This is a genomic window from Simplicispira sp. 125, assembly GCF_003096555.1.
Taxonomy (GTDB): Bacteria; Pseudomonadota; Gammaproteobacteria; order Burkholderiales; family Burkholderiaceae_C; genus Simplicispira.
On record NZ_QEKM01000001.1, the window covers coordinates 3,800,730 to 3,815,520 of the forward strand.

Below are 14,791 nucleotides of genomic sequence, written 5' to 3' on the forward strand. Positions count from 1 at the left end.
TGCCTGCACTGAACTGCGCTTGAAGGTTCCCGGTTATTGGGATGTTCAGCCGTTGGATAAAGTGACCGACTTCCAGGAAGGCCCCGGCATTCTCGCGAAAGACTTTCACGACTCTGGCGTGCCGCTGCTTCGCCTAAGGAATATTGAAACCCCGACAGTACAAATCGCAGGCTGCAATTTTCTGGATGCCGATAAGGTGGCCGCAAAGTGGAAGCATTTCGCATTGAGGGAAGGGGACCTCCTGATCAGCACAAGTGCATCGCTTGGTCGAGTTAGCGTTGTAGGGCCGGAAGCTGTCGGCTCGATCGCTTACACCGGGATCATTCGGTTTCGTAGCGCAAGCTCGCAACTCAATCATCAATATCTACGTGCTTTTCTGTCGTCTGGCGTTTTTGTGGAGCAGGCTGAGCGAATGGCAACGGGCAGCGTCATCAAGCACTTCGGTCCATCACACCTTCGACAAATGGCAATCACATTGCCAAGCCTTAACGAGCAAATTCATATCGCCGGGGTTTTCGATGCCCTCGACGACCGCATCACCCTCCTGCGTGAAACTAACGCCACGCTCGAAGCCATTGCCCAGGCGCTGTTCAAGTCGTGGTTTGTCGATTTCGACCCCGTGCGCGCCAAGATGGAAGGCCGCGCCCCCGAAGGCATGGATGAGGCCACCGCCGCGCTGTTTCCCGATGCGCTGGAGGAGTCGGAGTTGGGGTGGGTGCCGGAGGGGTGGCGGGTTGGCCGACTGGACGATCTGTTGGTCCTTCAGCGGGGTTTTGACTTGCCTTCGCAGGATCGCATTCCAGGTGAAGTCCCGATCATTGCAGCGAGCGGACCCAGCGGAATGCACCACGAAACCATGGTGCAAGGGCCTGGGGTCGTCACAGGACGATCCGGCGTTCTGGGTCGCGTGTTTCTGGAGTTCGGCCCCTATTGGCCCCTGAATACAACGCTTTGGATCAAGGAGTTTCGCGCTGCGACCCCCTGCTTTGCCTATGAGTTGCTTCGTCTGCTCGATTTCAAATCGTTCAATGCGGGCTCTGCGGTCCCAACACTCAATCGAAATCACATTCATGGCCTGGCATATCTGGTGCCGAATCGCGCCTGCGTGGAAGCATTCGAGGGCGTGGCGAGCATGCTCCATCAACGCGTCAAGGCGAACGAGCAGCAAGCCCAAACCCTCGCCACCCTCCGCGACACCTTGCTCCCCCGCCTGATCTCCGGCCAGTTGCGGCTCCCCGAAGCGCAGGCGCTCGCCGCTGAAGTCTGAGCAGGCGGTTGTCGGCTCTGCGGCGTTGGCAGCGCCCGCAACACGCGGTATGCAAGCCTTCTTGCAAACCGCTGCGTTCTATTCAAGAGTGCTTTAATACCGATTTGCTACTGATTTGATAGCTTGTAGCGCTTGCTGCATAAGCGCTAGATGCCAATTTCCCTTGTATTTTCCGACTGCAGACGCCAACGCCCATCCCAGTCCATAGGTTTAAAAAATTGGGTTTTCTAAGCACATGGCGACTAACATGCATAGAAATCGCGATTTTTTAAGCATGTTCCACCGCCGCCAGGCACCCTTGTATGCCTTTTGACCGCAGCCAGCCCTACAACGACTTGCCCCTGCTGCCGCCGACGGTGGAGTTGGAGAGCAAAGCCGTGCTCAAACAAGCCATCGCCGCCAACCGGGCGCTGGCCAATTTGCGCGGGCTGGCGGCGCAGATTCCCAATCAGGGTGTGCTGATCAACAGCATCGTGCTGCAAGAGGCGCGGCTGTCGTCCGAGATTGAGAACATCGTGACCACCAACGATGAGCTGTACCGGGCCGACGCCGATGCGGATGCCGATGGCAAGACCGACCCGCACACCAAGGAAGTGCTGCGCTACCGCCAGGCGCTGAACTTTGGCTTTAGCCAGTTGAAACACCGGCCGCTGGCGACCAATTTGTTCATCGACATTGTTCGCACCATCAAACAAGTGGACTTTGGAGTGCGCAAAGTGCCGGGCGTTGCCCTCAGAAATGCCGCGAAAGAAGTGGTGTACACGCCGCCGGTGGGCGAGGCCGTCATACGGGAAAAGCTGGCCAACCTGGAGCAGTTCATTCATGCACAGGATGATTTGGACCCGCTGGTCAAAATGGCGGTGCTGCACTACCAGTTTGAGGCGATTCACCCGTTTGAAGACGGCAACGGCCGCACCGGGCGCATTGTGAATTTGCTGTATCTGGTGGAGCAGGGCTTGCTGGATATCCCGGTGCTGTTCTTGTCGCGCTACATACTGGCCAACAAGTCAGGCTATTACCAAGGTTTGCGCGGGGTGACGGAGCAGCAGGATTGGGAAAGCTGGGTTCTGTACATGCTGCGTGCCGTGGAAAGCACGGCGCAGGAAACTTTTGACCAAGTGACGCGCATTCGGGTACTGATGGAGCAGGTGCGTGAGCAAGTGCAGCAGCAAGCGCCGGGCATCTACAGCAAAGACTTGGTGGAGGCGATTTTTCAGCACCCGTACACCAAAATTCAATTTTTGGTGAACGCCAACATCGCCAAACGCCAAACCGCTTCGAGCTACCTGCAAACCTTGGCTGGGCTGGGCGTGCTGCGCGCCAGCAAGCAAGGGCGGGAGATGTATTACATCAACGACGCGCTGTTTGCCGAGTTGGTGAAATGACCATGAAATCGACACGTACAGAAAATGTGTCGATTTTTTGCGTAAAAATAAACATATCAAGGGCCTCATGTCGATGGCGTCGACACGAGGGAGGGGCGCCATGACCGAAGACCAACTCGAACAAGAAACCCTGGCCTGGTTACAAGACCTGGGCTACGCGGTGCGCAGCGGCTTCGACATCGCCCCCGATGGCCCGAACCCACAGCGGGCGAATTACCGCGAGGTGCTGCTGCTGGGCCGCCTGCGCGAAGCCATGGCGCGGCTCAACCCCGGCATGCCTGCCGCCGCGCGTGAAGACGCGGTGCAGCAGGTGCAAAACCTGGGCTTGCCTGCGCAGCTGGCGGCCAACCGGGCGTTTCACAGGCTGCTGGTGGGCGGCGTGCCGGTGCAGTACCAGCAGGGCGGTGAAACGCGGGGCGACTTTGCGCGGCTGGTTGATTGGGCGGATGCATCGCGCAACGAGTTCTGGGCGGTGAACCAGTTCACCCTCAAAGGCCCGCACCACACGCGCCGGCCCGACATTGTGTTGTTCGTCAACGGCCTGCCGCTGGTGCTGCTGGAGTTGAAAAACCCGGCCGACCAGGAGGCCAGCATCTGGAAGGCTTACGACCAGATTCAGACCTACAAAGAGCAAATCCCCGACCTGTTTCAGTTCAACGAGGTGCTGGTGATTGCCGATGGCAGCGAGGCGCGCCTGGGCTCGCTCTCGGCCAACGCTGAGCGCTTCATGCAGTGGCGCACGATTGACGGCGTGCAGCTCGACCCGCTGGGCCAGTTCAACGAGCTGGAAACGCTGGTGCGCGGCGTGCTGGCGCCGCAATACTTATTGGACTACCTGCGCTTTTTTGTACTGTTCGAGGACGACGGCCAGCTCATAAAGAAGATTGCCGGCTACCACCAGTTCCATGCGGTGCGCGCCGCTATTGGGCATGTGGTGGCTGCGTCGCGCGAGGGGCTTGCTACCAGCCAGCGCGGCAAAGGCGGCGTGGTGTGGCACACGCAGGGCAGCGGCAAAAGCATCACCATGACCTGCTTTGCCGCCCGCGTGATGCAGGAGCCGGCGATGGAGAACCCCACCATCGTTGTCATCACCGACCGCAACGACCTCGACGGCCAGCTGTTTGGCGTGTTCAGCTTGGGCGCCGACCTGCTGCGCGAGCAGCCGGTGCAGGCCAGCACGCGCCCGGCCTTGCGCCAGCTGCTGGCCAATCGGCCGTCGGGCGGCATTGTGTTCGCGACCATCCAGAAGTTCATGCCGGGCGAGGACGAGGATGTGTTCCCGGTGCTCTCCGAGCGCCACAACATCGTGGTGATTGCCGATGAAGCGCACCGCACGCAGTACGGGTTTGAGGCCAAGCTCAAGACGCGCAAGCAAAATTTCAAGCCAAATGTGCCTCTAGCGCTTGATGCACAAGCGCAAGCAGCTACTAAAAGCATAGTGACCAGCGATGCTGGCAGCAGCGCCGTGCATGCCGAGTTTGCTTCGCCCGAATACACCACGCACTACCAAGCCGGTTACGCCCAGCACCTGCGCGATGCGCTGCCCAACGCCACCTTCGTCGCGTTCACCGGCACGCCGGTCAGCAGCCAGGACCGCGACACGCGCGCCGTGTTTGGCGACTACATCCATGTCTACGACATGCAGCAGGCCAAGGAAGACGGCGCCACGGTGGCCATCTATTACGAAAGCCGTCTCGCCAAGCTGCGACTCAAAGACGACGACCTGGCCCTGCTCGACGCAGAAGTGGACGAGCTGGCCGAGGACGAAGAGGAAAGCACTCAGGCCCAGCTCAAAAGCCGCTGGGCCGCATTGGAAAAAGTGGTGGGCGCCACGCCGCGCATTGCCAGCGTGGCGGCCGACCTGGTGGCGCATTTTGAAGAGCGGAGCAAAGCCCAGGACGGCAAAGCCATGGTGGTAGCGATGAGCCGCGACATCTGCGTGCACCTGTACGATGAAATCGTGCGCCTGCGCCCCGACTGGCACAGCGCAGACCCGGAGCAGGGCGCCATCAAGGTGGTGATGACCGGCAGCGCCAGCGACAAGGCTTTATTGCGAGCGCACATCTACAGCGCCCAGGTCAAAAAGCGGTTGGAAAAGCGCTTCAAGGACCCGGCTGACCCGCTGCGCATGGTCATCGTGCGCGACATGTGGCTCACGGGGTTTGACGCGCCCTGCGTGCACACCATGTACGTGGACAAGCCCATGAAGGGCCACAACCTGATGCAGGCCATTGCCCGCGTGAACCGTGTGTTCAAGGACAAGCAGGGCGGCCTGGTGGTGGACTACATCGGCATCGGCAACGAGCTCAAAGCCGCGATGAAGGAATACACCGCGAGCCAGGGCCGAGGCAAACCCACGGTGGACGCACACGAGGCGCTCTCCTTGTTGTTCGAAAAAATGGACGTGCTGCGCAGCCTGCTGCACGGCTACGACTGGTCAGGTTTTTTGACGGGCGGACACAAGGCCCTGGCCGGGGCGGCCAACCATGTGCTGGGGATTCGGTCAGCCAACAAAGACAGCCAGCAAGACGGAAAGCGCCGCTTTGCCGACGCGGCGGTGGCCATGGGCCAGGCATTCAGCCTGTGCTGCACGCTGGACGAAGCCAAGGCGCTGCGCGAAGAGGTGGCATTCTTCCAGGCGGTGAAAGTGATTTTGACCAAGCGCGATGTGACGGCGCAGAAACGGACCGATGCGCAGCGCGACGCAGCCATCCGCCAGATCATCAGCCAGGCGGTGGTGAGCGAGCGCGTGGTGGATATTTTTGACGCCGTGGGGCTGGATAAGCCCAACATCGGCCTGCTCGACGATGAATTTCTGGCCCAGGTGAAAAACCTGCCCGAGCGCAACCTGGCCGTGGAGCTGCTGGAGCGCCTGCTAGAAGGTGAAATCAAGGCCAAATTTGCCACCAACGTGGTGCAGCAGCGCAAGTTCTCAGACTTGCTGACCAGTGTGATCGCGCGTTACCAGAACCGCAGCATCGAAACGGCGCAGGTGATGGAAGAGCTGGTGGACATGGCCAAAAAGTTTCGCCAGGCGGCGGGCCGGGGCGAGGCGCTGGGCCTGTCTGAAGACGAGGTGCGCTTTTACGACGCCCTGGCCAACAACGAGTCGGCCGTGAAAGAGCTGACCGACGAAACCCTGAAAAAGATCGCCCATGAACTGACCGACAACCTGCGCAAGAACATCACCGTCGACTGGAGCCAGCGCGAGAGCGTGCGTGCCAGCCTGCGCCTGATGGTCAAGCGTATCTTGCGCAAATACAAATACCCGCCAGATTTGCAGGACGCGGCCGTGGAGTTGGTGTTGCAGCAGGCCGCGGTGCTGGGTGAGAGCTGGGCCGCTTGACACAAGGCACGCCGCTGTCGGCCCCCAGTCCTACGCGCAGAGCGGGCGATGCCGCACACGCGGCGCCCGGGGGTGTTCTTAGCATGGTGGACAGGGGTTCAGCGCTTCGGCGCCGGGGCCTCCGGCCCTTCCAACACTCTACGGACACCTATCACCATGAAATCCATGCTCAAGACCTGTGCGGCCCTCGCCGCAGCCTCCGTTCTGCTCGTCGCCTGCGGCGGTGGCAATGACGACGACCCTACCCCCAGCAACGAACCCGGCGTGCTGACCGTGACCAACGCCACGCTCTCCGGCCTCAACGGTATTTATGGCAATGGTGCGTTGAACCTCACCGCCGTGGACCAGGTCAACCCGATTGGCTCGGTGCCCGAGTTGTGCACCTTCCGTTTTGACGGGGCCAACAAGGTGGGCTCTCCGGCCACGGCGTTTGGTGACATCCGTTATCGCTCCGGTGCAGTCGACGGCATCTACCAGGCCTTTCTGACCTTTGATGGCAAGGAGTACGCCAGCACCGAAGCCACCGACTCGTCTGTGCTGCGCGAGAGCGACCAGGTGCGCTTCAGCGGCAAGACGCTGACCGCCACCGATGGCTCGGCTGCCACGCTGCGCGTGACCGGCATCGTGCCCATGCGGCCGAACCGCCCTCTGGGCTGCTGATCGCGGTCCTGCGCTCTCTCCCGTTGTCGGGATCATCTCCTCCGTTCTGGCCTTTTCCCTGGCCGGACTGGGCCCCGCTGCCCCGGCAGCGGGGCTGTTTTTGTGGTGCGCGGCCTGCGCACCGTCACAATGGCGTGTGGCTCTTGCTGACCGCTGACACCCATGCCCCCGCCCCTTTCCGCTGAACACACCGTGGTCTGGCTGCACCCCGGCGCCCCACCCAAACCGCCCGAAGGCGCGCCGTGCAACGGCTGCGGCCTGTGCTGCCTGACCGAGCCGTGCCCGCTGGGCATGCTGGTCTCGCGGCGCAGGCGCGGGGCCTGCGTGGCCCTGCGCTGGAGCGATGCGCAGCAGCGCTACCTGTGCGGCATGCTGTCAGACCCCGGCGGCGTGACCGGGCTGACCCATCCCTGGGCAGTGCGTGCCCTGGCCGCGCTGGCCCGGCGGTCGATTGCCGCAGGCGTGGGCTGCGATGCGCAACTGCGGGCGCAGTTGCCCGAATAGCGCAATACTTCTCGATTGCTATATTAATAATAGCTGTCAGCGCTTGATGGTATTGCGTAATACCTGCTTTTTACATAAATTTTGAATGGTGCCTCAAGTCGTTGCCCGGTGGGTAACACTGGTGCGGGCAGGGGTTTGATGGCGGTATTGAATATCCATTTCTAATGAATCTTAGAATCCGGCGCACAGCCTCTTAGCACATGCGTCGTTATGGAGGTTTGAAGTACATCAACAAAAACCGGCGCACGCCAGCGGAAAGGAAACCCACCCATGGACAGCGCGATACTGAGTTTGCTGGGGGCTTTTCTGCTCTCGATCATGGGGCTGTTTGTCTTCATCTGGTCGATGCGCAAGGGCTTGCTGGTCGAGAATCCCCGGGCGGCATCGGTCATCTTTGCGCCGGGTGAGTTGGGCAAGGTCGACGATCCGGCGCTGCAGGGTGGGGCGCAAGAGCGCCTGCAGGGCGCTGCCGCTGCCCCGGGCGAGAGCGACCACGTTGCCGACCCGGACGAGCTGCGCCACCGCATCGAGGCCGACCACTCCACCGCGTTCCCGGTGTTCATGTTCATTGCGTTTGCCTGCTTCTGGCTGGTGCTCGGCTCCCTGGCGGGGCTCACCGCGTCGCTCAAGCTGCACATGCCCGACTGGATGGTGGGCGAGGCGTGGCAAACCTTTGGGCGCATCCGCACGGTGCACCTCACTGCCGTGCTGTATGGCTGGATCACCAATGCCGCGCTGGCCGTCATCATCTGGCTGCTGCCGCGCCTGCTGCGCACGCATCTGGTGGGCGCCATGTGGGTGATGCTGGGCGGTGCGCTCATCAATACCGGCATTGCCAGCGCCATTGGCGCCATCGGCTCGGGCTGGACGGACGGCATGGAATACCTGGAGATCCCATGGCAGATCGGGCTCTTCATCGTCGCCGGGTTCGTCTGCATCATTGGCCCGGTGCTCTACACCCTGGTCAACCGCAAGGTCGAGTCGCTCTATGTCACGGTCTGGTACCACGTCGCGGCGCTGCTCTGGATTGCGCTGCTGTTCATCGTTGCCAAGCTGCCCGGCGTGCACACCGGCGTGCAGCAGGCCACCACCAACTGGTGGTACGGCCACAACGTGCTGGGCCTGTGGTTTACGCCGGTGAGTGTGGGGGCCATTTACTACTTCTTGCCCAAAATCATCGGACGGCCGGTGCGCTCGTACAACCTGTCCATCCTCGGGTTTTGGACGCTGGCTTTCTTTTACGGCCAGGTGGGCGGCCACCACCTGATCGGCGGGCCCATTCCGGGTTGGCTGACCACCTTGTCCATTGTGCAGAGCATGATGATGATCATTCCCGTGGCGGCCTTCACCATCAACATGGCCGGCACCATGTGGGGGCGCATGCACCTGGCGCGCTATTCGCCCACGCTGCGCTTCATGATGTTTGGCGGCTTCATGTACATGCTGTCGTCGCTGCAGGGCTCGCTGGAGGCGCTGCGCAGCGTGAACCAGGTGGCGCATTTCACGCATTTCACCGTGGCACACGCCCACCTGGGGGCCTATGCCTTCGTCACTATGGTGCTGTTTGGTGCCATCTACTTCATGCTGCCGCGCGTGCTGCACTGGGAGTGGCCGTATCCGCGCCTGATCACGCTGCAGTTCTGGCTGGCGGTGGTCGGCATCAGTATCTATTTCGTGGGCCTGTCCATCGGTGGCTGGCTGCAGGGCCTGGCCATGCTCGATGCCTCGCGGCCCTTCATGGAGTCGGTGGCGCTCACCGTGCCTTACCTGCAGTGGCGCAGCGTGGGGGGCTCGCTGATGGTGCTCAGCCACCTCGTCTTTGTCGGCCATTTCCTGGCCATGGCGCTGCGCTTTGGCCCCACACGTACCGGTGCGGCCCTGTTCACGCCGCCTGCCAAGGGCATGGAGTTCGCACATGGAGAATGAAGTCAAACTCGCTGCCGGTGCCATGGTGGCGCTGGCTGTCGCCACGGCTGCACTGGTCGTCATGCCCTATATGCAGGTGCGCGACATCACGCCGCCCGAAGGCCTCAAGCCCTACAGCAGCGCCGAGCTGCGCGGGCGGCAGGTGTACATCGCCAATGGCTGCGTGTACTGCCATACACAGCAACCGCGCGACCGCAACCTGGGGCCCGACGGCGAGCGCGGCTGGGGCCGGGCATCGGTGCCGGGCGACTATTTTTACGACAAGCCGCACCTGCTGGGCAGCATGCGCACCGGGCCTGACCTGTTCAACATCGGCGCACGCCAGCCCAGCAAAGACTGGCAACTGGGGCACCTGTACCAGCCCCGGGCCTACGTGCCGGGATCGATCATGCCGTCGTACCCCTATCTGTTCGAGACCAAGGCCGCAGCGGAGCCGGGCGACGAGGTGGTCAAGCTTCCGCCCGGCCAGACCCCTGCCGGGCAGGTGGTGGTGGCACGGCCCGAGGCGCTGGATCTGGTGAAGTACCTGCAGGGCCTGAACCACACCTACCCGGTGCTGCCGCCCGCCGTGCAGGCGGCCCCGGCCGCGACGGCACCCTCTGCAACCGCTGCACCACCCGCGTCCTGAACACTGCGAGGCCCCCATGACCCAAGAATCCGATACCGACCACCGGGCCCAGGAGCGCGAAAACGCCGAACCCGAGGAGCGCATCCGTCCCGTGCCGCTGGCCGCGGCTGCCATCACCCTGGCCATGGTGCTGTTTGGCGTGGTCTACATCTTCATCTCCGATCCCTTCGGCAACGCCAGCCTGGGTGACCGCCGCACGGTAGCCGACTTGTCAGGCCCGGTGCCTGCCGCTGCGGGTGCCGCAGTGGATGGCAAAGCCGTGTTCGCTGCGCAGTGCGCCGCGTGCCACCAGGCGACCGGCAAGGGCCTGCCCGGCGTGTTCCCGCCGCTCGATGGGTCGGAATGGGTGCAGGGCGACACGCGCATCCTGGCCAACATCCTGCTGCACGGCGTCACTGGCGAGATCAGCGTGGCGGGTGCCAGCTACAACGGCGCCATGCCCGCGTTCCAGCAACTGGGCGACGCCGAGCTGGCCGCCGTGGCCAGCTACATCCGCAGCGCCTGGTCGAACAAGGCCGAGGCCCTGCCGACCACGCTGTTTGAACAAGAACGCCAGGCCGGCAGCGCCCGCACCACGCCCTTTGAGGGCGGCGCGGCGCTCAAGGCGCTGGCGGGTAAACCGGCCTGAGCACGCCATGCTGCGCACCGCCTTGCTCAGCGCCCTGCTGGTGCTGGCAGGCTATGCCAGCGCTGCCTGGCTGACGCACGACTTCCAGGTCTGGACGGCCGAAGGCGCGCGCCGCCTGGAGGTGGCGCAGCACCCCGTGCCCGTGCCGCCGGTCACGGTGGAAGGCCCGGGCATCGCGGCGCAGAGCCTGCCCACGCTGCTGGCGCAGGGCGGCGGTGTCACCCTGGTCGACTTCGTTTACACCCGCTGCCAGACGGTGTGCTTGTCGCTGGGCAGCAGCTTCCAGCAGTTGCAGGCGGCCCTGCAGGCCGACCGCAACGCAGGGGCCACACCCAAGGTGCGCCTGCTGTCCATCAGCTTTGATGGCGCGCATGACACGCCTGCGGTGTTGCAGGCCTATGCGCGCTCACTGCAGGCCGACCCGGCGCTGTGGCACTGGGTGCGCGTGCCCGACGCAGCAGAGCAGCAAGCGCTGCTGCAGCGCCTGGGTGTGGTGGTGGTGCCCGATGGGCGCGGCGACTACGAGCACAACGCGGCCTTTCTGGTGCTGGACGCGCAGGGCCGCATGGTGCGGGTGTTTGACCTGGCCGAGCAGCAGTTGGCGCTGGACTCTGCGCGCCACCTGGCAAAAGGGGGGCGGCTGTGAACCGGTACCACCTGCGCGCTTCGGTGGCCATCGGGTGCACACCCCGGCGCCAGGTGCTGGTGGCGCTTGCATGGATGGCGTTGTTGCTTGTGCCTGCGGTGCGCCAGTGGCTCACGGCCAGCATGTGGCGGCACATGGCGCTGCAGTTTCCGTTGTGGATGCTGGCGGGTGCTTGGCTGGCAGCAGGCTTGCCCCCCGCTGTACGCACCTGCGCGGCGCGCTGGAATGCGCACGGCATCAGCGGGCTGGTCGCCACCGGCACTGTTCTGGCCGTGTTGATGGTGCCGCGTGTGCTCGACCTGGCGCTGGTGTCTGCGCCCATCGAGGCGGCCAAATGTGTGGCGCTGGTAGTGGCTGGCACGGCGCTGCGGCTGTCGTGGCGCGCTGCGGGGCTGGTGGTCCAGGGATTTTTTCTGGGCAACATGCTGCCCATGACCGCGGTGGTCGGACAGCTGTACATCGACAGCCCTCTGCGCCTGTGCAACGCCTACCTGCTGGACGACCAGGCCCGCCTGGGCCAGTGGCTGGTGGGCGCGGCAGCGCTGGTGGCGGTGGGCTGGCTGGCGCAGGTGGCCTGGTGGGTGGCGCGGCGTGAGGGGGCGTCGGCGGTGTGGGTGTCTGACAAGGGTTGATTGCTATTTAATTTATAGCTTGTTGCGCTTGTTTCACGGGCGTTAGATGGGTTTTTTGTTGGGTTTTTGTGCGCTCTGCGCCTTGGGCCGCGCCGCTTGTGCTGAAGGCGGAGGCCGGGGTCGCAGGCAGCGGTGCTCGGTGCTGGCGGGGTCTCGCTCGAACTCGCGCCTGCGGCGCTCAAACAATCGCGAGCCCTGATCCGCCATCCTCTGCGCTCCTCGGCGCAGCCAGAAGGGGGTTGAAGCCCGCACGGGCCATCGCTGCGCTCGGCCCTAACGCGCCGCCGGGCGCACATCCCGGCCTCCGTCGGCAGCACAAAACACAAGTCCCAAAGCAGCGCTACACCGCGCATGCCAGCACGTGATCCCGCCCCGCCATGGCTTGCGCTGGCACAGAAGGCCGCCGTGCCAGGTGAATACCCGCCAGCATGCAGCGCACCGAGCCGCCCGCCAGTTCAATGGTGGGCACGCGCAGCGGCAGCAGCGTGGCGCTGCGTTCGATGACGGCTTTTTGTGCGGTGCTCAGACTGGCGCAAGCACGTTCGGACAAAGCCAGCAGGCGCTGCCCGTCCCGGCCGGTGAGTTCGAGCGCGTTGCCGGCAAATTCGCCAATCTGCCGGGCGTCCAGTTCGATGAGCACACGCCCGCTTTCGCGCAGGCGTGCGCGCACGGCCTCGCGCCGCCGTGGGTCGGCAATCAGGCCAAAGCCCCCGAGCGCAAAGTCGGTGCCCACGCAAAGCATCACGTTGGTGTGGTAGCAGGGCTGGCCTTGCGCGTCTGCGGTGGCGAAGACCATGGGTTCAAAGTTGAAATGCGTGCAAAAGCGTTCCAGCGCGACCGGGTTGGCGCGGTTCGACTGCGCCGTGTAGGCGATGCGGGCTATGTGGTCCAGCACCATGGCGCCCGTGCCTTCGAGAAACATGTCGTCGTGTTCCAAACCCGAATAGTCGATGACGTCCTGCACGCGGTACTCGCGTTTGAGCATCTCGATGATGTCGCTGCGCCGCTCGCGCCGACGGTTGGGTGCAAACATGGGGTAGAGCGCCACATGGCCCCCGGCGTGGGTGGAGAACCAGTTGTTCGGAAAAACGCTGTCGGGCGTGTCCTGCGCGCCATCGTCGTCGAACAGGTGCACGTGCACCCCGGCGGCCTCCAGCCGGGCGGCGGCTGCGCAGACCTCGGCGTGGGCGCTGCGGGCCGTTGCGTCGGGCGGCTGACCGCTGGTGCGCGCCTGGAAGGCGTTGTCGGCGGCAGTTTCGGGGTTGGGATGGAAGCGCTGCGGGCGCACCATCACCACGGCGGCGGGGGACTGGAGGGATATGGAGGGCATTTTTGCGGGCGGGGGTGAAGTGGAGTGCAGAAGGGCGGTGCAAACTGATTTTGCGCAAGGCCATTGCTAACAAAAAGCCCCCAAACTGACCAAAATGCGCTGAAAATTAGCGCATTGTCAGCCATGAAAAACACTATGACCAAACTGGACGACACCGATCGCGAAATCCTCAGCATTCTGCGTGCCGATGCCCGTACGCCTGTGGCCACGTTGGCGCAAAAACTGCGCGTCTCGCGTGGCACGGTGCAAAACCGCCTGCGCAAGATGGAGGAAGGCGGGGTGATCGTGGGCTACACCGTGCGCCTGCGGCCCGACTCGGAGCCGCACCGCATTCGCGCCTGGATGAGCATCGCCGTGGAAGGCAATGCCGCACCCGAGGTGATTCGTGCGCTGCGCGGCGAGCCCATGGTGGGCACGCTGCACACCACCAACGGCCGATGGGACATCGTGGCCGAGGTGCGCGCCCAGAGCCTGGAGGCGTTCGACAGCGCCCTGGGCCGCATCCGTCTCACGCCAGGTATCGCCAACACGGAGACCAGCATCCTGCTCTCCACCTACAAGGCTTGATGTTGGCAGTACGGCGCCTGTCGTTCATCTAGGATAGAGCCACCATGCCGACCACGCCCCCGTCGCCCGCAATGCCTCCTGACCGTATCTGGCCGCTACGGGGTGAGTTTGTTGACGCCGCGCTAGAGCAATCCTTTCGCGAGAGCACGTTGCAGCAGGTGGTGTCGCAACAGCGCACCAGCCTGTTGGTCTGGGCGATCCTGCTTTTGCTGTTTGCCGTGCCCGACTATCTCGCGATGGGTCCCGTGCCGTGGTTCTGGGTTCTGATGGGCTATCGAGCGGGTATGGCTGTGCTGCTGCTGGGATATATGCACGCGCTGGGGCGTGTGCCGACACTGGCTCTTCACAACCATATCCTGATGTGGCTGGGCCTGCTGGCCTATCCCTTCTTTTTTCTGTTTTACGCCGTGCGGCCGGACGTGCGTGCGATCAATACCGGCGTCATCATGGTGGTGCAGCTCACCATGTTTCTTTTCATCCCTTCACGGGTGAAGCTGACCATACCCGTCGCGTTGTTTGGGGCTGTCGGGACCACCGTGAGTTACTGGTGGACCAGCCCGGCAGATGCAGCCACCAAGGCGGCCACCGTTTTGCTGGTCACGATGCCTGCGGTCATGGGCTATGTGGCTGCGCTGCGCCAGCAAAAAACCGAAAGACAGGAGTTCTGGCTGCGCCAGCAACTGCAGGATGCCAACCGCGAACTGCAGGGCGAAGTAGCGCGCCGTGTGGCCCTGCAGGTCGAACTCGAACGCCAGGCCGCCACCGACTTGCTGACCGGGCTGCCCAATCGGCGCGCCTTGGCGGAGCGCTTTCCGATCGAGGCGGCACGTGCGCAGCGCACCGGTGAAGCGCTTTCGCTGGTCATGTTTGACCTGGACCATTTCAAGCAGGTGAACGACCGTTACGGCCACGCCGCTGGGGACGCCGTGCTGCGCGGTGTGGGCCAACTGTGCACCCGCAGTTTTCGCGGCGTGGACATGGTGGCGCGGGTGGGGGGCGAGGAGTTCGCGGTGCTGTTGCCCGGCGCTTCTGTGCAGCAGGCGGGCGTTGTCATGGAGCGTTTTATCAACACCCTGGCCGGTATGGATATTGAAATCGGTACCCAGAGCCTGCGCATTAGCGCCACGGCGGGTGTGGCGCAGCTGCAGGACAGTGAGTCGCTGGATGCGCTCATGGCCCGGGCCGATGTCGCCCTGTATGCCGGCAAACAGGCGGGGCGCAACCGCGTGGTGCTGGCGCCCGCGCCGGGTTGAAGCGGTGCAATCGTTTCGG

The 14,791-nt window shown here is 63.6% G+C and carries 13 protein-coding genes; 12 read left to right on the forward strand and 1 reads right to left on the reverse strand.

All coding sequences use genetic code 11. The annotated features are described in order from the left end of the window. The first annotated feature begins 19 nt into the window (after nucleotides 1-19). The 10 genes from C8D04_RS17765 to C8D04_RS17810 all read left to right on the forward strand — a co-directional run bounded on the left by C8D04_RS17765 (nucleotide 20) and on the right by C8D04_RS17810 (nucleotide 11,622). The gene (locus C8D04_RS17765; RefSeq protein ID WP_158550267.1) at nucleotides 20-1,267 is read left to right on the forward strand and encodes a restriction endonuclease subunit S; all 1,248 of its coding nucleotides are present in this window, start codon (nucleotides 20-22) and stop codon (nucleotides 1,265-1,267) included. Nucleotides 1,268-1,569: 302 nt separating this feature from the next. Then, nucleotides 1,570-2,652 (forward strand): Fic family protein, encoded by a 1,083-nt coding sequence (locus C8D04_RS17770; RefSeq protein WP_116002883.1) that lies wholly within the window; start codon nucleotides 1,570-1,572, stop codon nucleotides 2,650-2,652. A 100-nt stretch (nucleotides 2,653-2,752) separates the two neighbouring features. Beyond that, nucleotides 2,753-5,998: a type I restriction endonuclease subunit R gene (locus C8D04_RS17775; RefSeq protein ID WP_116002885.1), complete on the forward strand. Its 3,246-nt coding sequence runs from the start codon at nucleotides 2,753-2,755 to the stop codon at nucleotides 5,996-5,998. 156 nt (nucleotides 5,999-6,154) lie between these two features. After that, the gene (locus C8D04_RS17780) at nucleotides 6,155-6,658 is read left to right on the forward strand and encodes a hypothetical protein (protein ID WP_116002887.1); all 504 of its coding nucleotides are present in this window, start codon (nucleotides 6,155-6,157) and stop codon (nucleotides 6,656-6,658) included. 162 nt (nucleotides 6,659-6,820) lie between these two features. Beyond that, nucleotides 6,821-7,162, forward strand: a complete 342-nt coding sequence (locus C8D04_RS17785; protein WP_116002889.1) for a hypothetical protein — start codon at nucleotides 6,821-6,823, stop codon at nucleotides 7,160-7,162. Between the two features lie 270 nt (nucleotides 7,163-7,432). After that, nucleotides 7,433-9,088: a cbb3-type cytochrome c oxidase subunit I gene (locus tag C8D04_RS17790; RefSeq protein WP_116002891.1), complete on the forward strand. Its 1,656-nt coding sequence runs from the start codon at nucleotides 7,433-7,435 to the stop codon at nucleotides 9,086-9,088. Further along, a complete protein-coding gene (locus tag C8D04_RS17795; protein ID WP_116002893.1) occupies nucleotides 9,078-9,716 on the forward strand; it encodes a cbb3-type cytochrome c oxidase subunit II in 639 nt (212 codons plus the stop codon). Before C8D04_RS17790 ends, C8D04_RS17795 begins: the two co-directional genes overlap by 11 nt. Before the next feature lie 16 nt (nucleotides 9,717-9,732). Beyond that, the gene (locus C8D04_RS17800; protein ID WP_116002894.1) at nucleotides 9,733-10,344 is read left to right on the forward strand and encodes a cytochrome c; all 612 of its coding nucleotides are present in this window, start codon (nucleotides 9,733-9,735) and stop codon (nucleotides 10,342-10,344) included. Between the two features lie 7 nt (nucleotides 10,345-10,351). After that, nucleotides 10,352-10,990 (forward strand): SCO family protein, encoded by a 639-nt coding sequence (locus tag C8D04_RS17805; protein ID WP_116002896.1) that lies wholly within the window; start codon nucleotides 10,352-10,354, stop codon nucleotides 10,988-10,990. Then, a complete protein-coding gene (locus C8D04_RS17810) occupies nucleotides 10,987-11,622 on the forward strand; it encodes a hypothetical protein (RefSeq protein ID WP_233521053.1) in 636 nt (211 codons plus the stop codon). Before C8D04_RS17805 ends, C8D04_RS17810 begins: the two co-directional genes overlap by 4 nt. A gap of 340 nt (nucleotides 11,623-11,962) precedes the next feature. Here the strand turns inward: C8D04_RS17810 and C8D04_RS17815 are convergent, their stop codons facing one another. After that, nucleotides 11,963-12,952, reverse strand: a complete 990-nt coding sequence (locus tag C8D04_RS17815; protein WP_116002898.1) for an arginine deiminase-related protein — start codon at nucleotides 12,950-12,952, stop codon at nucleotides 11,963-11,965. 135 nt (nucleotides 12,953-13,087) lie between these two features. On the opposite strand from C8D04_RS17815, the gene C8D04_RS17820 reads away from it, so the two are divergent. Together C8D04_RS17820 and C8D04_RS17825 are read left to right on the forward strand one after the other, a co-directional pair. Beyond that, the gene (locus tag C8D04_RS17820; protein WP_116005899.1) at nucleotides 13,088-13,519 is read left to right on the forward strand and encodes an Lrp/AsnC family transcriptional regulator; all 432 of its coding nucleotides are present in this window, start codon (nucleotides 13,088-13,090) and stop codon (nucleotides 13,517-13,519) included. Between the two features lie 44 nt (nucleotides 13,520-13,563). Next, nucleotides 13,564-14,772, forward strand: a complete 1,209-nt coding sequence (locus C8D04_RS17825; RefSeq protein WP_116002900.1) for a GGDEF domain-containing protein — start codon at nucleotides 13,564-13,566, stop codon at nucleotides 14,770-14,772. Nucleotides 14,773-14,791 lie beyond the last annotated feature (19 nt).